We start from the raw sequence: 21,891 nt of genomic DNA on the forward strand, positions 1-21,891 counted from the left end.
TCGCCCGGCTTGGCCGGGCGACGACAGCAGAAATCAAATCGTCTGGTTATACGCGCCGACTTCCGGATGCGTGCGCAGCACCACATTCATGGCTTCGAACATGTCGTGCATCCGCGCTTCGGAGACCGGGCTTTCGACAACGACCACCAGCTCCGGTTTGTTCGATGACGCCCGCACCAGACCCCAGCTGCCGTCCTCGCAGGTGACGCGCACGCCGTTGACCGTGACGAGATCGCGGATCGATTGTCCGGCGACCTTATCGCCCTTCTTCTGCGCATCCTCGAAATGCTTCACCACCGCAGCGACGACGCCGTATTTGGTCTCGTCGGCACAATGCGGCGACATGGTCGGCGACGACCAGGTCTTCGGCAGCGCGTCCTTGAGATCGGCCATGGTCTTGCCCGGCGCGCGGTCCATCATTTCGCAGATCGCAATCGCCGAGACGAGGCCGTCGTCATAGCCGCGCCCCACCGGCGCATTGAAGAAGAAGTGACCGGACTTCTCGAAGCCAGCGAGCGCCTTCAGCTCATTGGTGCGGCGCTTCATGTAGGAGTGGCCGGTCTTCCAATAGGTCGTCTTGGCATTCTGCTTCTGCAGCACCGGATCCGTCACGAACAGACCAGTCGATTTCACGTCGACCACGAAAGTCGCATCCTTGTGAACCGCGGACATATCGCGGGCGAGCATCACCCCGACCTTGTCGGCAAAGATTTCCTCGCCGGTGTTGTCGACGACGCCGCAGCGATCGCCGTCACCGTCGAAACCGAGACCGACATCGGCCTTGTGTTCGAGCACCGCATCACGGATCGCATGCAGCATCTCCATGTCTTCCGGATTCGGATTGTATTTCGGGAACGTGTGATCGAGCTCGGTATCGAGCGGGATCACCTCGCAGCCGATCGCTTCCATCACTTGTGGTGCGAAAGCGCCGGCAGTGCCGTTCCCGCAAGCCACGACGACCTTCAGCTTGCGCTTCAGCTTCGGGCGATTGGTGAGATCGGCGATATAACGCGCCGGATAATTCTCATGGAATTGGTAGGAGCCGCCAGCCTTGTTCTTGAATTCGGCATAGAGCACGATTTCCTTCAGCCGGGTCATCTCGTCCGGACCGAAGGTCAGTGGCTTGCTGGCGCCCATCTTCACACCGGTCCAGCCATTGTCGTTATGCGAGGCCGTCACCATGGCGACACAGGGCACATCGAGATCGAACTGCGCGAAATAGGCCATCGGCGTTACCGCGAGGCCGATATCATGGACCTTGCAGCCGGCGGCCATCAGGCCCGTCATCAGCGCGTATTTGATCGAGGCGGAGTAGCCACGGAAATCGTGTCCGGTGACGATTTCCTGCTTCTGGCCGAGTTCTGCAATCAGCGCGCCGAGCCCCATGCCCAGCGCCTGAATGCCCATCAGGTTGATTTCCTTGCCGAACAGCCAGCGCGCGTCATATTCGCGAAAACCCGTGGCCTTGACCATCGGCTCGGATTCGTAGGCGTAGGTATTCGGCACGAGCAAGGGCTTCGGCTTCGGAAACATCGCAGGACCTCGCATCAATTGGGATCAATCTCGAATGCGCAGGCTTAGCCTTTGCGCACGCCTGTGGGAAGACGCATGGGCATTCAAGGATGCGAGTTTGTTTAGAATTGGGCTGCGGCGTGAATGCGTGGGGGATATGAGGTACTACTGTTCGAGTACCATCCGGCCATTTGCATATTCGAAGCGTTTCAACTTCGAGAGAAACGACAGGCCGAGCAGATTCTCGGACAGTGCCTCATCGGGCAGCACCATCGCATCGACATCACGCACAGTGAGTTCACCGACCTGCACGACAGCGATTCGCGTGCGCGCAGCCTTCAGCGTTCCGTTCGCCGTTGTCACCGTGGCGTTATAATCGGCACGCGACGGACGCAGACCAAATCGCGCCGCCGACTTTTCATTCAATGCGATGACGGACGCGCCAGTATCGACCATGAAGCCGATGCGCTGGCCCTCGATGCTCCCCTCAGTCTGGAAGTGACCGCGCGCATCGCGCGCAATCGACAGGCTACGGACACCGGCCTTTGCATTGCCCTGTGTCGCGGGTGCAGGGGATGACGCCTTCGCCATGGCCGGCGTCGTCGCCGTCATCTTGTCGGCCATCTGCGCCATCACGGTGCCCAGACCGATCAGGATCGCCGCGAAGAACATGATACTACGCATACGCAACCTCACTGAACGCAATCAGGGGAACCGCGAGTTCATCACACGGACTCACCACCGTCCGTTCAGGACGGTCTTACAGACTGCTATTTTCGCGAAAAGGATGAGCGAAGCGTTAATGAGCAGCACTTTGCCTGATGATCACGTCCCGCGCGGCTTCACGCGGCGCGTCGGCAGCGCATTGGCGGGATCTTCCGGCCAGGGATGGCGCGGATAGCGGCCGCGCAGGTCAGAGCGCACATCGAGGTAGCTGCCGCGCCAGAAGCCCGGTAGATCGCGCGTCACCTGCACCGGGCGCTGCGCCGGCGACAGCAATTCCAGCACCAGTGGCACCTTGCCCTTGGCGACCGAGGGATGGGTGTTCAGCCCGAACAATTCCTGCAGACGGACGGCAATGGTCGGCCCCTGCTCGGCTTCATAATCGATCGCCAGCACGGTCCCCGTCGGCGCCTCGAAATGCGTTGGCGCTTCCTTGTCGAGCCGCGCACGCAGATCCCAGGGCAGCAGGCCCATCACGGCATCTGACAGATCGCCGGCCGAAAAATCCTTCGAGGAGATCTTGTCGAACAGCGCCGGCATCAGCCAGGTCTCGCGAGCCGCGGCGAGCGCAGTGTCGGACAGATCGGGCCAGGCATCGCCTTCCGACACGCGCAGGAACATCACGCGCCCCCGCCACTGCTGCAGCGCCTTCGACCATGGCAAGCGGTCGATGCCCGCGGCAACCAGACCGTCGGCGAAGACACGCGCGGTGTCTTCAGACGGTTTCAGCGTGAACGGTGCTTCCGACAACGTGATCGCATGCAGCACACGCTTGCGGCGCCCGCGCAGCGACATCGACGCCCGATCGAAACTGACATCGTCGGTATTCTCGATCTGATCGGCGAAGCGCGTTTCGATATCGGCCTGCGCGATCGGCGCTGCCAGCAGGATACGGCCATTGGCCGCCGTGCCGGTGAGCTCCGCCACGGCGATATATGGCGCGCGCGCAAGCGCCGCGCTTTGTTCGATCGACGCGCCGCGGCCATTGGCCAGCACGAAACTGCCATTGCCGCGGTTCTTGGCCACGCGATCCGGGAATGCAAAGCCGAGCATAGTGCCGGTGGTCAGCGTATCCGAGGTTGGGCTGCGGCGGTCGAGCCCCCTTCCCCCTTGCGGGGAAGGGTCGGGGATGGGGGTGCCCCACGCTCCGACCTCACTTGTGGACCCCCCTCCCCGACCCTCCCCCGCAAGGGGGGAGGGAGCAGAAGCGCCGCGCTCGTTGCCTTCGACCTGCGACGCCCAGCGCTCTGCGAGCTGCCGGGCGCTGCCGGCGCGCTGTGAGCGGTCGCGGCGGAATTGATCGAGTCTGACATCGAGATCGACGCTGTCGCCACCAAGACCACGTTCAGTGAGGATCGCAGCGATCTCGGCAGCCTCCTCGCCATAACCGAACCGCGCCGAATCCACGATCATGCGCGCCAACCGCGGCGGGAGCGCCAGCGCGCGCAGCGCATGGCCTTCCTCGGTGATGCGGCCGTCACCATCCAGCGCGCCGAGTTCGCCGAGCAGGCCGCGTGCTTCCTTCAGCGCCGGCGCGGGCGGCGGATCGAGGAAGGTCAGTTGTGCGGGATCGTTGACGCCCCATTGCGCGAGATCGAGCACCAGCGTGGACAGATCCGCGCTAAGAATTTCGGGCTGTGTGTAGGCCGGCAATGAGGCGGTCTGCGGCTCGTCCCATAGCCGATAGCAGATGCCAGGCTCGGTCCGGCCGGCGCGGCCGCGGCGCTGATCGACCGCAGCGCGCGAGGCCCGCACGGTCTCCAGCCGCGTCAGTCCGATGTCCGGCTCATAGCGCGGCACGCGCGCGACGCCGGAATCCACCACGATCCGCACGCCTTCGATGGTCAGCGAGGTCTCGGCAATCGACGTCGCGAGCACTACCTTGCGCTGTCCCTTGGGCGCAGGCTGGATGGCACGGTCCTGGACGCCGGCATCGAGTGCACCGAATAAAGGGACGATCTCGATGGATGCATCCTGTACGCGCTCGGCGAGAAAATTCTGCGTGCGACGAATTTCTGCAGCGCCCGGCAGGAACGCCAACACCGAGCCGGGATCGGCACGCAAGGCGGTCGCGATGGCGTCGGCCATCTGCCGCTCGAGCTGGATATCTGGCTTGCGGCCAAGATAGCGTGTCTCCACCGGATAAGCGCGCCCCTCGCTGGCGATGACCGGTGCATCGCCAAGCAGCTTCGCGATGCGCGCACCGTCGATGGTCGCCGACATCACCAGTATGCGTAGGTCCTCACGCAATCCGGTCTGCGCATCGCGCGCCAGAGCGAGTCCCATATCGGCATCCAGCGAGCGTTCGTGAAATTCGTCGAACAGCACCGCGCCGATATTCCTCAACTCGGGATCGTCGAGGATCTGCCGCGAGAAGATGCCTTCGGTGACTACTTCGATCCTGGTGTTGCGCGAGATCTTCGAGCCGAAGCGGACGCGATAGCCGACGGTCTCGCCGACGCGCTCGCCCAGCGTTTTCGCCATCCGCTCGGCGCTGGCGCGGGCTGCGATGCGGCGCGGCTCCAGCATGATGATCTTCCTGCCCTTCAGCCACGGCGCATCGAGCAACGCCAGCGGCACGCGCGTGGTCTTGCCGGCGCCCGGCGGCGCCACCAGCACCGCGGCGTTGCCGGCGTCCAGCGCGCCTGACAGGTCGTCGAGCACAGCATCGATGGGCAGGGATGTATCGAAGGTTCGGGTCAAATCGTCATCTTCGCGATGTTCTCGGGGGGCATACCAATCTCAGGTGTCATACGCGGGCTTGACCCGCGTATCCATCTTGCTTCGCGAGAAGATGGATCGCCGGGTCAGGCCCGGCGATGACGGTGGAGAGGACGTTGCGTCCCATTCCCCCACTCCTTAACGCCCGTTAACCACCCCGCCAAACTCGCACTGCCGCGACCATTTGCGGGGCATATTTGGGGGGCAGAGAAAGGCAATTGAAACCGATCTCGTCTCATGATCCCGCCAAAAGAAGCGCCGAACAGGGGATACCGATGACCACCAGTGGCACCTTCGCCGTCGCCGATCGCGCGGCGCTGTCAGGCACAGAGCGAATCGACTGGGTCGATTATGCCAAGGGCATCTGCATCATCATGGTGGTGATGATGCACTCGGTGCTGGGCGTCGAACTGGCCGCCGGCCAGACCGGCTACATGCATCTGCTGGTGGCCTTCGCCAAACCGTTCCGGATGCCGGATTTCTTCCTGATCTCCGGGCTCTTTCTGGCCCGTGTCATCGACCGCGACTGGCGGACCTATCTCGACCGCAAGGTCGTCCACTTCCTGTATTTCTACGTGCTCTGGGTGACCATCCAGTTCGGCTTCAAGGCGCCCGGCTTTGCTGCCGAACACGGCTGGGCCTATGTCGCCAATCTCTATCTGATCTCCTATATCGAGCCGTTCGGCACGCTGTGGTTCATCTATATGCTGCCGGTGTTCTTCATCGTCACCAAGCTGGCGCGGCGCGTGCCGCCGCTGCTGATCTGGGGCATCGCCGCCGCGCTGGAGATGGCGCATATCGGCACTGGCTGGACGATGATCGACGAGTTCTGCTCGCGCTTCGTCTATTTCTATTCGGGCTACCTGTTTGCGACACAGGTCTTCGCGCTGTCCGATCGCGCACGGGCCAAACCAGTGATGGCGCTGGTCGGCCTTGCGGCCTGGGCGCTGGTCAATGCCGCTCTCGTCTATGACGGCTGCAGCGAATGGCCAGTGATCTCGCTGATGCTCGGCTTCGCCGGCGCGGTCGCGATCATCGTGATGGGCACACTGCTGGCGAAGATGCAATGGCTCGGCTTCATCCGCTTCTTCGGCGAGCATTCCATCGTGATCTATCTCGCCTTCTTCCTGCCGATGGCGACATCCCGCGCGCTGTTGCTGAAATTCAGCCCGTTCGACATCGGCACGATCTCGCTGCTGGTGACACTCTGCGGCGTCATCGGCGCGCTGGTGATCTGGAGGCTCGCGCTGATGGTCCGTGCGAACTTCCTGTTCGAGCGCCCGGCAGCGTTCTGGATTGCGCCGAAGAAGAAAAGCGCGACGTTGCAGGCGGCGGAGTAGAACTTACACCGCCGTCGGCGACCTTCCGTCATCGAGCTTCACGCCGTCCTTCATGCCCTCAATTTTGGCGCGGAAACCTTCCGCATCGCCGAAATCCGCAAATCCGACATAATGCCGATGCGGGCCGAGCACGCGGCGCGCATGCTTGATCGGGCACCAATAGACTTCGGTGCGGGCGGCAACTTCGCGCACAAAGGCAGCGACCCCGTTGCAATACGAGCAATAGGCGCAGTTCACCTTTTCGATGATGTTGAGGTAGGCGAGGTGATGCCGGTCGAACACCAGATAGTCGCGCCGCCGCACCTTGGGGATGCCATAAATCGGAAAGCAGACCGCCTGATAGGCCATCACCCAGAGATCGATCAGTACGAAGGGGATGATCAGTGAATAGATCACCGGAGCGGACAACACGATCAGCGGATTGGCGCTGAAGAGGTATTTCGACGCGCCCACCTTGATGGCGCGCTGCAGCTTCTCGATGTCCTGCTCGAACACGATCTTGCGCCGCTCGAAGCGAAAGCGCAGCTCCTCCCGCCGGCGGGTCAGCTCGGCCTCGATCTCGGCCTCCACGCTCTTCATTTTGTCCATCAGTTCGGCGAGCTCGGGCATGAACGGTCCTTGATTGGCAATGACCGGCGCAGGGGCACATGGAACAGGACGCGGCGCAAGCCGGGCGGCATCACAAAAACCGGCGGGATGGCGGGCTGACAGACTGTCATTTCCGGCGAAAATCCTTAAGTTGCGGCCATGCCGAAAACCTCAGAAACAGCTGCCGCCAAGCCCGCCACCGTCAAGGCCCTCGCGAAGGGCGACCATGTCTTTCTGGTCGACGGCTCGTCCTATATTTTCCGCGCCTATCACGCGCTGCCGCCGCTGAACCGCAAATCCGACGGGCTGCAGGTCAATGCGGTGCTGGGCTTCTGCAACATGCTGTGGAAGCTGATCCGCGACATGCCGCCGGACAACCGGCCGACGCATCTGGCGATCATCTTCGACAAGTCGGAAGTGACCTTCCGCAACAAGCTCTACCCCGAATATAAGGCGCACCGGCCACCTGCGCCCGACGACCTGATCCCGCAATTCGCGCTGATCCGCGACGCCGTGCGCGCCTTCGACCTGCCGAGCATCGAACAAGGTGGTTTCGAGGCCGATGACCTGATCGCGACCTATGTCCGCGAAGCCGGTGAGCGCGGCGCGACCGCCACCATCGTGTCGTCGGACAAGGATCTGATGCAGCTCGTGACCGAACAGGTCACCATGTACGACACCATGAAGGATCGTCGCCTCGGCATTGCGGAGGTGATCGAGAAATTCGGCGTGCCGCCGAACAAGGTCGTCGAAGTACAAGCGCTGGCCGGCGACAGCGTCGACAACGTGCCCGGCGTCCCCGGCATCGGCATCAAGACCGCTGCGCAACTCATCATCGAATATGGCGATCTTGAAACGCTGCTGAACCGCGCCGGCGAGATCAAGCAGCCGAAGCGCCGTGAGTCGCTGATCGAGCACGCGGAGAAGGCGCGCATCTCGCGGCAGCTCGTGCTGCTCGACGACAAGGTGGCGCTCGACGTGCCACTCGATGACCTCGCGGTGCATGAGCCCGACGCACGCAAGCTGATCGCGTTCCTGAAGGCGATGGAATTCTCGACACTGACCCGGCGCGTTGCCGAATATGCCGAGATCGATCCGGCGGATGTGGATGCCGACAGCGCAACGAAGAGCAGCTCCGCGCCCTCCGCTCATAGAGCAGGCGGCGATCTGTTCGGGAACACCGAATCTACATCCACTGCGAAAAGCAAAACAGGCGCAACCGGCCCAGTGAGCGGTAGCGCCCATGCGACCGGTCCCGGCAGCAAGGACGTGCTCACCCCGATCTCGCTGGCCAAGGCCCGCGCCGAAGCCGCGCGCAAGATGCCGGTGAAGCGCGAGGCCTATCAGCCTGTACGCTCCCTGAAAGAGCTCGAGCTATGGATCTCCCGCATCCTCGATACCGGTCACGTCGCATTCGAATGCAAGGCGTCGTCGATCGATCCGATGCAGGCCGACATGGTCGGCATCGCGCTGTCGCTCGGTCCGAATGATGCCTGCTATGTGCCGCTGGCCCATCGCCAGTCCGGCGACGGCGCAGGCCTGTTCGCCGCCGATCTCGAGCCCGACCAGATCAAGGCCGCCGATGCGCTTGCTGCGCTGAAACCGGTACTGGAATCCGCGGGCCTGCTGAAGATCGGCTTCAACATCAAGTTTACCGCGGTGCTGCTCGCACAACACGGCATCACGCTGCGCAATCATGACGACGTGCAACTGATGTCCTATGCGCTCGACGCCGGGCGCAACGCCCATGGCCTCGATGCGCTCGCCGAGATCTGGCTCGGCCATGCCATGTTGACTTTTGGCGAACTGATCGGCTCCGGTAAGGGCAAGCTGACGTTCGAGCAGGTCAAGATCGACCGCGCCACAGCCTATGCCGCCGAAGACGCCGACGTGCTGCTGCGACTGTGGAATGTGCTGAAGCCGCGGCTGGCGGCCGAGCACATGACCACCGTCTATGAGACACTGGAACGACCGCTGATCTCGGTGCTGGCCCGCATGGAACGTCGCGGCATTTCCATCGACCGTCAGGTGCTGTCAAAACTCTCGGCCGACTTCGCGCAGACCGCTGCGCGCATCGAAGCCGAAATCCGCGAGATTGCCGGCGAAGAGGTCAATATCGGCAGTCCCAAGCAGCTCGGCGATATCCTGTTCGGCAAGATGGGCCTGCCGGGCGGTAGCAAGACCAAGACCGGCGCATGGTCGACGTCGGCGCAGGTGCTCGATGACCTAGCCGAACAAGGCCACGAATTCCCGCGCAAGATTCTCGACTGGCGACAGGTGTCGAAACTGCGTTCGACCTATACCGACGCGCTGCCGAATTACGTGCATCCGCAGACCCACCGCGTTCACACCACCTACGCGCTGGCAGCGACGACCACGGGACGCCTGTCGTCCAACGAACCGAACCTGCAGAACATTCCGGTGCGTACCGAGGATGGCCGCAAGATTCGCCGCGCCTTCATCGCCGCACCCGGCCACAAGCTGGTGTCGGCCGACTACTCACAGATCGAATTGCGACTGCTCGCAGAGATCGCCGATATCCCGGTGCTGAAACAGGCCTTCCAGGACGGGCTCGACATTCACGCCATGACGGCTTCGGAAATGTTTGGCGTGCCGGTCAAGGACATGCCGGCGGAAATCCGCCGGCGCGCCAAGGCGATCAATTTCGGCATCATCTACGGCATTTCGGCCTTCGGCCTCGCCAACCAGCTCAGCATCCCCCGCGAGGAAGCCGGCGCCTATATCAAGAAATACTTCGAGCGTTTCCCCGGCATCCGCGCCTATATGGACCAGACGCGCGATTTCTGCCGGGAGCACGGCTATGTGCAGACCCTGTTCGGGCGTAAATGTCATTACCCGGACATCAAGGCCTCGAACGCCTCGATCCGCGCCTTCAACGAACGCGCCGCGATCAATGCCCGCCTGCAGGGCACCGCCGCCGACATCATCCGCCGCGCCATGACGCGGATGGAAGACGCGCTGGCGGAGAAGAAACTCTCAGCCAAGATGCTGCTGCAGGTGCATGACGAACTGATCTTCGAGGTCCCCGACGACGAAGTCGCGGCGACGCTGCCGGTCGTGCAGCACACGATGCAGGACGCGCCGTTCCCGGCGGTGCTGCTGTCGGTGCCGCTGCAAGTGGATGCGCGCGCGGCGGATAACTGGGAAGAGGCGCACTAGTTTTACCGCCCAAATCGGCGTCGCAGATGGATTTCGACTATCTGCGATGCCGAATCTGAAATGGTTCGACGCCATCCCATGGGCTAAACAACGACCACTCCCAGCCAGCGAATGGTCCCATGCCCCATCTCACATCCCTGCTCGGTTTTGCCCTCGTCTCGCTCGGCATGGTGCTGACGCCGGGACCGAACATGATCTACCTGATCTCGCGCTCGATCACGCAGGGGCCTGCGGCCGGCATGGTGTCGCTCGGCGGCGTGGCGCTGGGCTTCATTTTCTACATGCTCTGCGCGGCCTTCGGCATCACTGCGCTGCTGTTCGCGGTGCCCTATGCCTATGACACGCTGCGCCTTGCCGGTGCGGCCTATCTGCTGTGGCTGGCATGGCAGGCGCTGAAGCCGAACGGACGCTCGCCGTTCCAGGTCAAGAAGCTGGCCATCGACAGCCCGCGCAAGCTGTTCGTCATGGGCTTCGTTACCAATCTGCTCAATCCAAAGATCGCGATGCTGTATCTGGCGCTGCTGCCACAGTTCATCGATCCCACGGCCGGCAGCGTGCTGACACAGTCGCTGGTGCTCGGATCGACGCAGACCATCATCAGCGTCGGCGTCAACGGGCTAATCGCGCTCGGCGCCGGATCGATCGCGCTGTTTCTCGGCGAGCGACCGACCTGGCTCAAGCTGCAGCGCTGGCTGATGGGCACGGTGCTGGCCGGCCTCGCCGTGCGGATGGCGCTGGAGACAAAGCGGGCTTAATCCAGCTTCGCGTCCATGCCGCGCTTCACACCCGGACGCGCCATCAACGCATCGTACCAGCGGCCGACATTCGGGAAATCGGCGAACGACACCTTGTGGCGCTCATGCCGCCAGGCCCAGCCGAGGACGGCGAAATCGGCCACCGACAGCGCGCCGGCGACGAATTCGTGGTCGGCCAGGCGACGATCCAGCACGCCATAGAGCCGGCGCGTCTCATCGGAATAGCGCTTCAACCCGTAGGCCCGCTGGGTCTCATCTTCCAGCGCGATGAAATGATGCACCTGGCCGGGCATCGGACCGAAGCCCCCCATCTGCCACATCAGCCATTCCAGCACCGGAATCCGCTCGCCGAGAGATTTCGGCAGGAATTTGCCGGTCTTTTCGCCGAGATAGAGCAGGATGGCGCCGGATTCGAACACGCTGACCGCCTTGCCATCCGGCCCGTCGGGATCGACAATGGCCGGGATCTTGTTGTTAGGGCTGATTTTCAGGAATTCGGGCTTCATCTGCTCGCCCTTGCCGATATGCACCGGGAAAACCTTGTAAGGCAGCCCCATTTCCTCCAGCGCGACGGAGATCTTGCGGCCGTTCGGCGTATTCCAGGTGTGCAGCTCGATAGTCATGCGATTCCTCTTCCGGTCTTGCCTGATCTTGTTGCCCGGTCTGTAGCATCGTCCCAACGGGCGGTAAAACGGCCTGGAGAGTGTTGACGAGGCCCGCGCCAGTCTGGAATGTGCCGGAAAGCGCCGGTAGATTGCGCCCGGTTCAGCACAGAGACCGTTTCAGCAGAGACATGCCATTGACCAAATCAGCCGCCCGCGCCCGCCTGTTCGAGATCATCCGCGACCGTTCGTTCGGTTATGGTGAGATCACTTTGGCTTCAGGCCGCAAGAGCGATTTCTATTTCAACCTGAAGCCCACGATGTGCCACCCGGAAGGCGCGGCCCTGCTGGCCGAGCTAACCTATGACGCGCTGCGCGACGACAATCTCGATTATGTTGGCGGGCTTGAGATGGGCGCCGTGCCGCTGGCCGGCGCGCTCGCACAGCTCTCCTGGCTGAAAAACCATCCGATCGCGGCCTTCTTCGTCCGCAAGAAGCCGAAGGAGCACGGTGCACGTCTCGCTGTCGAAGGTCTCGCCAAGGGCGAGACGCTGGAAGGCAAACGCATTGTCATCGTCGAGGACGTCACCACCACTGGTGGCTCTGCCGTGAAGGCACTCGATGCGGTGCGCGAGGCCGGCGGCGAAGTCGTGCTGGTGTTCACCATGGTGGACCGCGACGAAGGCGCAGCCGAGACCTTTGCCAAGGCCGGCGTGGCGTTTCGCTCGCTTTACAAGGCCGGCGAATTTCTGAAGGGTTGATCCTTCATCGGCTCCGTTCGCGCACAATGCGCGCAGGACGCAGTGAAAGGTCACCTTTTGCTTCGCTTCATCGCCCTCGCTGCTCTGCTCCTCATTGTCACGCTTGCGCCCGACATGGCGCATGCAGCCGAGGGCGGCCTCGATGGCACCAGGCTGTCGCTGCTGTGGGCATTACCGTTTGCCGGCATCCTGCTGTGCATCGCCACCGGACCGGTGCTCTATCATCACCTGTGGGAGCACCATTACGGCAAGTTCGCCGCGTTCTGGGCCGCGTTGGTGATCGTGCCGCTGTTCTTCGTGACTGATGCAACGACCGTGGTGCACACGCTCTCCCACACCGTGCTGCTCGAATATCTGCCGTTCATTCTGCTGCTGCTGGCGCTGTTCACCGTGGCCGGCGGAATCTATGTCGAGGGCAACCTGCATGACAGCGTGTTCACCAATACGGCGCTGCTAGGCTTCGGCACGCTGATCGCCAGCGTTGTCGGTACCACCGGTGCGTCGATGATCCTGATCCGGCCGCTGATCCGCGCCAATGACGATCGTCGCACTAACGTCCACGTGGTGGTGTTCTTCATCTTCCTCGTCTCGAATATAGGCGGCTCGCTCTCACCACTCGGCGACCCCCCACTCTTCCTCGGCTTCCTCCGCGGCGTCGATTTCTTCTGGACCACGGTGCACATTTTTCCGGAAACGCTGTTCGCGGCCGGCATCGTGCTGGCGATCTTCATGGTGCTCGATGTCTGGCTGCATCACCGCGAAGGCAATCTGCCTGCGAAGAAAGATCCGACGCCGGATTCGCCGTTGCATTTGCACGGCAAGATCAACCTGCTGCTGCTGGTCGTGATCATCGGCGCAATCCTGATGAGCGCAAGCTGGAAGCCCGGCATCACTTTCACCGTACTCGGCACGCCGCTCGCATTGCAGGATTTGCTGCGCGACGTGATCTTCGTGCTGGTGACATTTGCGTCGCTGTGGCTGACCAAGACCGAGCATCGCAAGGCGAACGATTTCAAATGGGGGCCGATCGAGGAAGTCGCACTGCTGTTCGCCGGCATTTTCATCTGCATCGTGCCGGTCATGGCCATGCTGCAGGCTGGTGCCAATGGCCCGTTTGCGCCGCTGGTGGCGCTCGTCAGCCATGCCGACGGTACGCCGAACAATGCCGCTTATTTCTGGCTGACCGGCATCCTGTCGTCGTTCCTCGACAATGCGCCAACCTATCTGGTGTTCTTCGAACTCACCGGCGGTGACGCCAAGACATTGATGGCATCGGGCGCGGCGACGCTGGCGGCGATTTCAGCAGGTGCAGTGTTCATGGGCGCCAACACCTATATCGGCAACGCGCCGAATTTCATGGTCTATGCCATCGCCCGCGACGCGGGCATAAAAATGCCAAGCTTCTTCGGTTACATCCTGTGGTCGGGTGCGGTGCTGATCCCGGTCTTCCTGGTGATGACATGGGTGTTTTTCATCTAGCGCGCCGCGCTGGTTACCATTCATTTACCATGACGCCCTAACATGACACCGCACCGGAGCGTTTTCGCTCGGGCACTGACATGCGGTCGCGGAGCTGGCGTTGCGTCACAATCGAACATCCTCGCGTGTCGTGCGTCCCCTGGTGCTGCTGACGGCGATGAGCCTCGTCGGACTGACCCCGCAGACGGCATCTGCGCAGAATTTCTTCGACTTCCTGTTCGGCGGCGGCCAGCCGCAGAAACAGCAGCAGCGCCGCGGCGCGCCCGCGCCGGAGAGCAATTTCTTCTCCGATCCGTTCGGCCTCAACACGCCGGCCGAAGCGCCGCCACAGCAGCGCAGCGCATCTATCGGGGGCTCCGGTCCCGCCTTCTGCGTGCGCACCTGCGACGGCAAATATTTTCCACTCGGCCGCGGCATGAGCGCCGCTCAGATGTGCCAGGCATTCTGCCCGGCGGCGACCACCAAGGTCCTGTTCGGCAGCAGCATCGAAAGCGCCTCGTCGAGCACCGGTGAGCGCTACAACGATCTGGAAAACGCCTTCGCCTATCGCAAGGCGCTGAAGGCCGACTGCACCTGCAACGGCCGCGATCCCTCCGGCCTCGCGCCGGTCGATCTGACGCTCGATACATCGCTGCGTCCCGGCGATGTGATCGCGACGACCAACGGTCTCGTCGCTTTCTCGGGCGTCCGCACCGGCAACACCCAGACCGCGGAATTCACGCCGGTGGCGAATTATCCCGGCCTGACCTCGGATGTCCGTGCCCGGCTCGGCGAGATGAAGGTGGCACCGGTCTCTGCAGAAATGATCACCGACGAAGCGCCGATGTCGGAAGCCGCGCGTGATGCAGCGCCGGCTGCTGCCACGACCGTCGTGCCGAAGAGCGCGCCGGCTGCCCGCGCCAAGCGCGCCGAGCTTCAATAGATCATCGACCGACGATGACGCCGATCACGTTCGGCGCCGAGAGATACTTCTCCTCGATCTCGGCACGCGCCGCCGCGCGATTCTCCGGCGTCAGCAATCCGCGCTTCTCGGCGAGGATCATCCAGCAATAGCCCCACCAGTCCGTCAGCATGCCGTGGTCGTCGACAAGGTCGTACCCCTGTTCCGCGGCGAAAATCCGCGCATGCGCCTCGTCGAGCTGATCGAGCCAGGCGTGATCTTCCAGCGAGAACAGGTCATCGCTGATGTCGTCCGTCGTATAGCCCCAGACCGAGAGGCAAACGGTGTTGAACTCGCGATCGATCTGATCGTCATCGATCGGATGCCGGCGCGCCATCAAATGCAGCCGCGACAGCGACCGCGCAAAGTCGGCTATGCGGGTGAGAGCAAACTGATCGAAGGCAATGGTGGACATCTAGTCCTCGCGAGCTTGAACAGACCATAGATATTGTAGGCGAAGGCAACGAATCACCTCGGAATATCAATAGCTTACTAATTTGTTCTTAATTTGTTCCAATTTTATAAATTCGGTTCTCGCGTGCCTGCCCAAATCCCGGGCAGCTCCATGGCAAAAGCTCGCCACCCCCACGGGTTCCGGGAGCAGCTAAATGCGCGTATGATTTTGGTCAGTGACACAGCTCAGGATGGCCGGTTTGTCAGATCTATCAGTCCCAGCAAAATTCCAACCCGAGAATACGGCTGTCGATGAACTGGCGCTTGCCGACATCAAGAGCGCTATCCTCGTCAAGTTGAGGCTGGCAATCGGCAAGGAAGCCGCATTCGCCACCAAGCACGACTGGTACAAGGCTGCCGCCCTGACGCTGCGCGACCGCATGGTGCATCGTTGGCTGAGCTCGGACAAAGAGAGCTACGACGCCGGCCGCAAGCGGGTCTATTACCTCTCGCTGGAATTCCTGATCGGCCGCCTGTTCACCGATGCGCTGAACAATATGGGCCTGCTGCCGCTGTTCGAAGCCGCGCTCGGCGATCTTGGTGTCGGCCTCGACGAACTCCGCAAATGCGAGCCGGATGCAGCGCTCGGCAATGGCGGCCTCGGCCGCCTCGCCGCTTGCTTCATGGAGAGCATGGCAACACTCGGCATTCCAGCTTTTGGCTACGGCATCCGCTACAACTTCGGCCTGTTCCGTCAGGTCATCTCGCACGGCGTGCAGCAGGAATATCCCGACGAGTGGCTCGGCTTTGGCAATCCGTGGGAACTACCGCGGCGGGAAGTCACGTATAATGTCTATTTCGGTGGCAGCATCGAGACCGTCGAGGACGGCAAGGGCCGCAAGCAGGTCATCTGGCATCCCGGCGAGACCGTCGAGGCCGTTGCCTATGACACGCCCATCGTCGGCTGGCGTGGCCAGCATGTGAACGCGCTGCGGCTGTGGTCGGCGCGCGCGCCGGATCCGCTGCGGCTCGACGTCTTCAACACCGGCGACTATGTCAGCGCCAGCGCCGAACAGGCGCGCGCCGAGGCGATCTGCAAGTTCCTCTATCCGAACGACGAGAGCGCCGCCGGCCGCGAATTGCGTTTGCGCCAGGAATACTTCTTCGTCTCCGCCTCGCTGCAGGATCTGGTGAAGCGTCACCTCCATTCCGACGGCAATCTGCGTGGCCTCGCCAACAAGGCGGCGGTGCAGATGAACGACACGCATCCGAGCCTGGCCATCGCCGAGCTGATGCGCATCCTGGTCGATCAGCACAACATGCGCTGGGATGCCGCGTGGCAGATCACCAACGCGACCTTGTCCTACACCAATCACACGCTGCTGCCCGAAGCGCTGGAGACCTGGCCGGTCGAACTGTTCCAGCGGCTGCTACCGCGGCATCTCGAAATCATCTATCGCATCAACGAAGCGCATCTCGACCGCGCCGATGCGACGCGCCCCGGCGACACCGCCTATCGCGCTTCGGTCTCGATCATCGACGAGACCTCCGGCCGCCGCGTGCGCATGGGCAATCTAGCTTTCATCGGCTCGCACCGCATCAACGGCGTCTCGGCGATGCATTCGGAGCTGATGAAGGAGACCGTGTTCCACGATCTCAACCAGCTCTATCCCGGTCGCATCACCAACAAGACCAACGGCATTACTTTCCGCCGCTGGCTGATGCTGGCCAATCCGAAGCTCACCGACCTGTTGCGCGCCACTTGCGGCGAAGCCGTGCTCGACGATCCTACGCGGCTCATCAAGCTCGAGGCCTTTGCCGGCGACGCCGCGTTCCAGCAGGAATTCCGCAAGGTCAAACATCACAATAAGCTCGCGCTCGCGCGTGTGATCGGCGAGAAGCTCGGCGTACAGGCCGATCCCTCGGCGCTGTTCGACGTGCAGATCAAGCGCATCCACGAATACAAGCGACAATTGCTCAACCTCATTGAAACAGTCGCGCTGTATCAGGCGATCAAGGACGAGCCGGGCAAGGACTGGGTGCCGCGCGTCAAGATTTTCGCCGGCAAGGCGGCGGCGAGCTATCGTTACGCCAAGCTGATCATCCGCCTCATCAATGACGTCGCCGAGGTCGTGAACAACGACACCACGATCGGCGGCAAGCTGAAGGTCGCGTTCCTGCCGGACTACAATGTCAGCCTCGCGGAAGTCATCATTCCTGCGGCCGACCTGTCCGAACAGATCTCCACCGCCGGCATGGAAGCCTCCGGCACCGGCAACATGAAGCTCTCTCTGAACGGCGCGCTGACCATCGGCACGCTGGACGGCGCCAATATCGAAATCCGTGACAATGTGGGCCCGGAGAATATCGCGATCTTCGGCATGACCGCCGCCGAAGTCGTCGAGCGCCGTGCCAAGGGCCTCGACGCCTCCGACGTGATCAACAAATCGCCCAATCTCGGCCGCGCGATCCAGGCCATCGAGACCGGCGCATTCTCGCCGGATGATCCCGGCCGTTACGCGTCGGTCGGCCACGCGCTGCGCCACCTCGATCACTATGTGGTCTCGGCTGACTTCGACTCTTATTACGAAGCCCAGCGCGGCATCGACACGCGGTGGAGGGCCGGCTCAGCCTGGAGTCGCGCCGCGATCCTCAACACCGCCAGGATGGGCTGGTTCTCGTCAGACCGCACCATCCGCGAATATGCCGATGATATCTGGGGCGTGCCGGTTGCTGGCGATCTGCCGGGCACACCGAGTCTGCAGGCGCGAAAGGCAACGTAAGCGCGACGGTGCTCACGCGCGATAAGCAACGAGCACCGCGCCGCAGGCGATCAGGATGACGCCGAGCCAGTTCGGCAGCGACAATTTCTCGCCGAGAAACAGCACGGCGAACACCGCCACAAACACGACGCTGAGCTTGTCGATCGGCGCGACCTGTGCGGCATTGCCAAGCTTCAGCGCGCGGAAGTAGCAGATCCACGATGCTCCGGTCGCGAAACCAGACAGCACCAGAAACACCCACGTCTTCGCTGATACATTGGACGGCGACTGCCAGTTGCCGGTGACATAGACCATCATGCCCGCGGCCAGCAGGATAACGATGGTGCGGATGAAAGTAGCAAAATCGGAATTGACGTTCTCGATGCCGACCTTGGCGAAGATCGCCGTGAGCGCCGCAAAGCCCGCGGACAGCAGCGCCCAGAACGGCCAGGAGAGCATGACGTTTTTCATTTGAAGCGTCCTTACCTGTCAGCCGTCATTGCGAGGAGCCCTTGCGAGGAAGCAATCCAATCTTCGCGTTCTAGCTGGTCGTGCATTGCATTCCGACTAACGGTTTCGTCATGGCTGGGCTTGTCCCGGGCAAGACGGCTGACAGATTCCGCGTGACATGAAAAAGGCGGCCTTGCGGCCGCCCTTTCGCACTCAATCTTGAAGCAGCAACTTACTCCGCGGCCAGCTTCACATCCGGCGCAGCGGCGCGGACATCCGCATCGACCTGGGCTTCGAACTTGGCGAAGTTCTTCTGGAACATGCCGACCAGTTTTCGCGCAGTCGCGTCGAATTCGGCCTTGTCCTTCCAGGTGTTTACCGGATTGAGGATTTCCGACGGCACGCCATCCAACGCGGTCGGGACCGCGAAGCCGAAATACTTGTCGGTACGGAATTCCACGTTGCGCAGTGAGCCGTTCAGCGCGGCGGTCAGCAGTGCGCGGGTCACCTTGATCGGCATGCGCGAGCCGACGCCGTACTTGCCACCGGTCCAGCCGGTATTGACCAGCCAGCAGTCGACATTGTGCTTGGCGATCAGGTCGCGCAGCATATTGCCATAGACTGACGGATCGAGCGGCAGGAAGGGCGAGCCGAAGCAGGTCGAGAATTCCGGCTCCGGATCGTTGCCGAGGCCGCGCTCGGTGCCGGCGACCTTGGCGGTGTAGCCGGACAGGAAGTGATACATCGCCTGCGCCGGCGTGAGCTTGGCGATCGGCGGCAGCACGCCGAATGCGTCGGCGGCGAGCATCACGACGTTCTTCGGCTGCGGCGCGCGGCCGGTGCGCGAGGCATTCGGGATGAAGTCGAGCGGATAGGCGGAACGGGTGTTCTCGGTCTTCGAGCCATCGTCGAAATCCGGCAGGCGAGTATTGGCGTCGAGCACGACGTTTTCCAGCACCGCACCGAAGCGCTTGCTCGCCGCATAGATCGCGGGCTCGGCTTCTTCGGAAAGCTTGATGGTCTTGGCGTAGCAGCCGCCTTCGAAATTGAAGATGCCGTCCTTGCCCCAGCCATGCTCGTCGTCGCCGATCAGCGTGCGCTTCGGATCGGCCGAGAGCGTGGTCTTGCCGGTGCCCGAGAGTCCGAAGAAGATCGCGCTGTCGCCGTCGGGGCCGACATTGGCCGAGCAATGCATCGGCAACACGCCCTTGGCAGGCAGATAGTAGTTCAGCGTCGTGAAAACCGACTTCTTCATTTCGCCGGCATAATAAGACCCGCCGATCAGGACGATCTTGCGGGCGAAATCGATGGCCACGACGTTTTCCGAGCGGCAGCCGTGACGTTTGGGATCGGCCTTGAAGCTCGGCAGGTCGATGATGGTGAGTTCAGGCACGAAGTCCTTCAACGCAGCTGCTTCCGGACGGATCAGCAGCGTGCGGATGAACAGGGAGTGCCATGCGAGTTCGGTGAACACGCGGGTCTTGATCTGGAAACTCGGATCGGCGCCGCCATAAAGGTCCTGCGCGAACAGGGTCATGCCTTCGGCGTGCTTCTTGAAATCGATATAGAGCGCTTCGAACTGCTCCGGCGTGATCGCCTGGTTGCCAGCCCACCACATCTGTTCGGTGGAAGCGTCCTTGACGGTGAACTTGTCCTTCGGGCTGCGGCCGGTGAATTCACCCGTGTCAGCACAGAGCGCGCCATCGGACGACAATTCGGCTTCGCCGTTACGCAGCGAATATTCGTAAAGCTGCGGCGCGCCGAGATTCCAGTTCACCGCTTTGAGATTTTTCAGTCCGAATTTGTCGGCGCCATAGGCACCGTTGCGTACGCCCGTCTCTTGCACGGAATATTCCTCCTTGAGTCCGCATATCCGACCTGTGCAACTGTCTTCAATCGCACGTCAGCAGCGGTAGCCGTCATTATAACCACCGAGGCCGTAACCCGGCGATCTAATAGTGACGAAGATGTGAAATGCCAAGCTGCTGTCCGCATATTTGGTTTATTCCAGCACGGCACTTGATACCGCTCAATTCTTCAAAGCGCGGGCCTGCTCTGCGAGTTCCTTCAGGACTTGCCGCAATGCACCCGGAGTGACAATCCGCCGCGGAAAGTCCAGCCGGATCACCGTCGCGCCGTTCTGCAGGTCCATGCCATCCGGATCGCATCCGGTGCACCGCCAGTCGCCTGCGTCCGCGTGGAGAAGCTTCGTTGCATAGAGATTAAGCGCATCGAGATGATCGGCGTTCATATGAGCAACAGCGCCCTCCTCGGCCTCCAGCATCCCTTCGGCATCGGTGAGATCGGTCAGAAATTGCTCCGGCTTCAGGTCGTTGATACGGCCAAAGCCGGCCACCAGATGGGCACTCTTCGGCTTGATCCGGAAGAACGAAAAATCCTTAAAATCCACAAAGACTTGCGCGGATGGATGGACGCTGAGATAGCGCCGGCGCAGCAGCGATTTTTCGCTGTCGCCGGCCTCCTGCGCGATACCTCCGAGCATGATGCGTGAGCCCTCCAGAGGGTCCCCCGGCGCTCGCTCATCAAGCATCAGCGAGACGCGGGCATCGGCCAGAATATTGCGGGTATGAAGCGCCAGCCGGGAAATCAGGACAATCGGCGACCCGTCCGGGTGGCTGGCGACATTGGCCAGCGCACAATAAGGATCGCCGGAACCGACGGCCAGGGTAGCCAGCGCCCCCTGCCGACTGCGCCGCAACAGCGACCGGGTGACGCGCGAGGGGTCGAAATCAGGGGTCGGCTGCATGGTTAAATCCCGTATTTCATTGCAAAAAGTGGCTATTTCTTCTCCCCCGGGAGGTCTATACATCTACGGAACCCACGCGTCATTCAAGCGTTCAGGGAACTCGGCCACACTTCAGCCCAGCTTGCATTGCTCGTTGACTGTGTTCTTAAGGCCACCTCATACGGCGGATTGTTGAATTCTGCCGGATAGCCCATCCCGCTTCGGAAAGCAGGCTCATGCCAACTATCGCACTGGTCGACGACGACCGTAACATTCTCACATCCGTATCGATCGCGCTGGAAGCCGAGGGCTACCGCATCATGACCTATACGGATGGTGCTTCCGCACTCGATGGCTTCCGCACGAGCCAGCCGGACCTCGCAATCCTCGATATCAAGATGCCCCGCATGGACGGCATGGAGACCTTGCGCCGCCTGCGCCAGAAGTCCGATCTGCCGGTGATCTTCCTGACGTCGAAGGACGAGGAGATCGACGAGCTGTTCGGCCTGAAAATGGGCGCCGACGATTTCATCCGCAAACCGTTCTCGCAGCGTCTGCTGGTCGAGCGCGTCAAGGCCGTGCTGCGCCGCGCCGCGCCGAAGGACCCGACTGCCGCTCCGAAGGAGACCGACGCCAAGGCGCTCGATCGCGGTTTGCTGCGGATGGATCCGGAACGTCACACCTGCACCTGGAAGAACGAGCCGGTCACGTTGACCGTCACCGAATTCCTGATCCTGCAGGCGCTGGCGACGCGCCCCGGTGTGGTGAAGAGCCGCAACGCACTGATGGATGCCGCCTATGACGATCAGGTCTATGTGGACGATCGCACTATCGACAGCCACATCAAGCGGCTGCGCAAGAAGTTCAAGGTCGTCGACGACGACTTCGAGATGATCGAGACGCTGTATGGCGTCGGTTATCGCTTCAAGGAAACCTGAT

Annotated in this window: 17 protein-coding genes; 8 read left to right on the forward strand and 9 right to left on the reverse strand. The window is 62.0% G+C overall.

All coding sequences use genetic code 11. The annotated features are described in order from the left end of the window. Positions 1-33 precede the first annotated feature (33 nt). The 3 genes from AB7951_RS24960 to hrpB form a co-directional block, all read right to left on the reverse strand. Entirely contained in the window at positions 34-1,533 is a 1,500-nt protein-coding gene (locus AB7951_RS24960; RefSeq protein WP_120288243.1) for a phosphomannomutase/phosphoglucomutase, read from the reverse strand. A 144-nt stretch (positions 1,534-1,677) separates the two neighbouring features. Next, positions 1,678-2,196: a TIGR02281 family clan AA aspartic protease gene (locus AB7951_RS24965; RefSeq protein ID WP_120288242.1), complete on the reverse strand. Its 519-nt coding sequence runs from the start codon at positions 2,194-2,196 to the stop codon at positions 1,678-1,680. 141 nt (positions 2,197-2,337) lie between these two features. Beyond that, the gene (hrpB, locus tag AB7951_RS24970) at positions 2,338-4,938 is read right to left on the reverse strand and encodes an ATP-dependent helicase HrpB (RefSeq protein WP_120288241.1); all 2,601 of its coding nucleotides are present in this window, start codon (positions 4,936-4,938) and stop codon (positions 2,338-2,340) included. A 293-nt stretch (positions 4,939-5,231) separates the two neighbouring features. On the opposite strand from hrpB, the gene AB7951_RS24975 reads away from it, so the two are divergent. Next, positions 5,232-6,296 carry an acyltransferase family protein gene (locus AB7951_RS24975; RefSeq protein ID WP_120288240.1) on the forward strand — a complete coding sequence of 355 codons (1,065 nt, stop codon included), beginning with the start codon at positions 5,232-5,234 and terminating at the stop codon, positions 6,294-6,296. A 3-nt stretch (positions 6,297-6,299) separates the two neighbouring features. Here AB7951_RS24975 and AB7951_RS24980 read toward each other — a convergent pair whose 3' ends face one another. Continuing rightward, positions 6,300-6,905, reverse strand: coding sequence for a hypothetical protein (locus AB7951_RS24980; protein ID WP_120288239.1), 606 nt, complete (start codon positions 6,903-6,905; stop codon positions 6,300-6,302). A 138-nt stretch (positions 6,906-7,043) separates the two neighbouring features. Between AB7951_RS24980 and polA the strand changes: the two genes are divergently transcribed. Next, entirely contained in the window at positions 7,044-10,064 is a 3,021-nt protein-coding gene (gene polA, locus AB7951_RS24985) for a DNA polymerase I (protein WP_120288238.1), read from the forward strand. Positions 10,065-10,183: 119 nt separating this feature from the next. Next, complete coding sequence (locus tag AB7951_RS24990) at positions 10,184-10,819, forward strand: LysE family translocator (RefSeq protein WP_120288237.1); 636 nt, start codon at positions 10,184-10,186, stop codon at positions 10,817-10,819. On the opposite strand, the gene AB7951_RS24995 is transcribed toward AB7951_RS24990, so the two are convergent. Then, positions 10,816-11,442 carry a glutathione S-transferase family protein gene (locus AB7951_RS24995; protein ID WP_120288236.1) on the reverse strand — a complete coding sequence of 209 codons (627 nt, stop codon included), beginning with the start codon at positions 11,440-11,442 and terminating at the stop codon, positions 10,816-10,818. The genes AB7951_RS24990 and AB7951_RS24995 overlap by 4 nt on opposite strands. A 176-nt stretch (positions 11,443-11,618) precedes the next feature. Here AB7951_RS24995 and pyrE point away from each other — a divergent pair, with 176 nt between their 5' ends. The 3 genes from pyrE (at position 11,619) to AB7951_RS25010 (ending at position 14,583) form a co-directional block, all read left to right on the forward strand. Beyond that, the gene (gene pyrE, locus AB7951_RS25000) at positions 11,619-12,182 is read left to right on the forward strand and encodes an orotate phosphoribosyltransferase (RefSeq protein WP_170849765.1); all 564 of its coding nucleotides are present in this window, start codon (positions 11,619-11,621) and stop codon (positions 12,180-12,182) included. A 114-nt stretch (positions 12,183-12,296) separates the two neighbouring features. Then, positions 12,297-13,661 carry a sodium:proton antiporter gene (locus AB7951_RS25005; protein ID WP_120289085.1) on the forward strand — a complete coding sequence of 455 codons (1,365 nt, stop codon included), beginning with the start codon at positions 12,297-12,299 and terminating at the stop codon, positions 13,659-13,661. Positions 13,662-13,761: 100 nt separating this feature from the next. Then, positions 13,762-14,583, forward strand: a complete 822-nt coding sequence (locus tag AB7951_RS25010) for a DUF2865 domain-containing protein (protein WP_439062091.1) — start codon at positions 13,762-13,764, stop codon at positions 14,581-14,583. 1 nt (position 14,584) lies between these two features. Here the strand turns inward: AB7951_RS25010 and AB7951_RS25015 are convergent, their stop codons facing one another. Beyond that, the gene (locus AB7951_RS25015; protein ID WP_089262853.1) at positions 14,585-15,016 is read right to left on the reverse strand and encodes a hypothetical protein; all 432 of its coding nucleotides are present in this window, start codon (positions 15,014-15,016) and stop codon (positions 14,585-14,587) included. A gap of 229 nt (positions 15,017-15,245) precedes the next feature. Here AB7951_RS25015 and AB7951_RS25020 point away from each other — a divergent pair, with 229 nt between their 5' ends. After that, positions 15,246-17,777: a glycogen/starch/alpha-glucan phosphorylase gene (locus tag AB7951_RS25020; protein ID WP_120288235.1), complete on the forward strand. Its 2,532-nt coding sequence runs from the start codon at positions 15,246-15,248 to the stop codon at positions 17,775-17,777. 12 nt (positions 17,778-17,789) lie between these two features. Here AB7951_RS25020 and AB7951_RS25025 read toward each other — a convergent pair whose 3' ends face one another. The 3 genes from AB7951_RS25025 to AB7951_RS25035 all read right to left on the reverse strand — a co-directional run bounded on the left by AB7951_RS25025 (position 17,790) and on the right by AB7951_RS25035 (position 20,973). Beyond that, positions 17,790-18,227 (reverse strand): EamA family transporter, encoded by a 438-nt coding sequence (locus AB7951_RS25025; protein ID WP_120288234.1) that lies wholly within the window; start codon positions 18,225-18,227, stop codon positions 17,790-17,792. 211 nt (positions 18,228-18,438) lie between these two features. After that, positions 18,439-20,052, reverse strand: a complete 1,614-nt coding sequence (locus tag AB7951_RS25030) for a phosphoenolpyruvate carboxykinase (protein ID WP_093759852.1) — start codon at positions 20,050-20,052, stop codon at positions 18,439-18,441. 183 nt (positions 20,053-20,235) lie between these two features. Next, positions 20,236-20,973: a DUF2470 domain-containing protein gene (locus AB7951_RS25035; protein ID WP_120288233.1), complete on the reverse strand. Its 738-nt coding sequence runs from the start codon at positions 20,971-20,973 to the stop codon at positions 20,236-20,238. A 215-nt stretch (positions 20,974-21,188) separates the two neighbouring features. On the opposite strand from AB7951_RS25035, the gene AB7951_RS25040 reads away from it, so the two are divergent. After that, complete coding sequence (locus AB7951_RS25040; protein WP_068733897.1) at positions 21,189-21,890, forward strand: response regulator transcription factor; 702 nt, start codon at positions 21,189-21,191, stop codon at positions 21,888-21,890. Position 21,891: the final 1 nt, after the last annotated feature.

This window comes from Tardiphaga sp. 285_C5_N1_2, from assembly GCF_052076065.1.
In the GTDB taxonomy this organism is placed as follows: domain Bacteria; phylum Pseudomonadota; class Alphaproteobacteria; order Rhizobiales; family Xanthobacteraceae; genus Tardiphaga; species Tardiphaga robiniae.

Coding starts and splice junctions, on each gene's coding strand:
- polA (WP_120288238.1), top strand. CDS start 7,044: ATGCCGAAAACCTCAGAAACAGCTGCCGCCAAGCCCGCCACCGTCAAG.
- AB7951_RS25020 (WP_120288235.1), top strand. CDS start 15,246: ATGGCCGGTTTGTCAGATCTATCAGTCCCAGCAAAATTCCAACCCGAG.
- AB7951_RS24965 (WP_120288242.1), bottom strand. CDS start 2,196: ATGCGTAGTATCATGTTCTTCGCGGCGATCCTGATCGGTCTGGGCACC.
- AB7951_RS24995 (WP_120288236.1), bottom strand. CDS start 11,442: ATGACTATCGAGCTGCACACCTGGAATACGCCGAACGGCCGCAAGATC.
- AB7951_RS25015 (WP_089262853.1), bottom strand. CDS start 15,016: ATGTCCACCATTGCCTTCGATCAGTTTGCTCTCACCCGCATAGCCGAC.
- AB7951_RS24980 (WP_120288239.1), bottom strand. CDS start 6,905: ATGCCCGAGCTCGCCGAACTGATGGACAAAATGAAGAGCGTGGAGGCC.
- AB7951_RS24960 (WP_120288243.1), bottom strand. CDS start 1,533: ATGTTTCCGAAGCCGAAGCCCTTGCTCGTGCCGAATACCTACGCCTAC.
- AB7951_RS25035 (WP_120288233.1), bottom strand. CDS start 20,973: ATGCAGCCGACCCCTGATTTCGACCCCTCGCGCGTCACCCGGTCGCTG.
- AB7951_RS25005 (WP_120289085.1), top strand. CDS start 12,297: ATGGCGCATGCAGCCGAGGGCGGCCTCGATGGCACCAGGCTGTCGCTG.
- AB7951_RS25040 (WP_068733897.1), top strand. CDS start 21,189: ATGCCAACTATCGCACTGGTCGACGACGACCGTAACATTCTCACATCC.
- AB7951_RS25025 (WP_120288234.1), bottom strand. CDS start 18,227: ATGAAAAACGTCATGCTCTCCTGGCCGTTCTGGGCGCTGCTGTCCGCG.
- AB7951_RS24975 (WP_120288240.1), top strand. CDS start 5,232: ATGACCACCAGTGGCACCTTCGCCGTCGCCGATCGCGCGGCGCTGTCA.
- AB7951_RS24990 (WP_120288237.1), top strand. CDS start 10,184: ATGCCCCATCTCACATCCCTGCTCGGTTTTGCCCTCGTCTCGCTCGGC.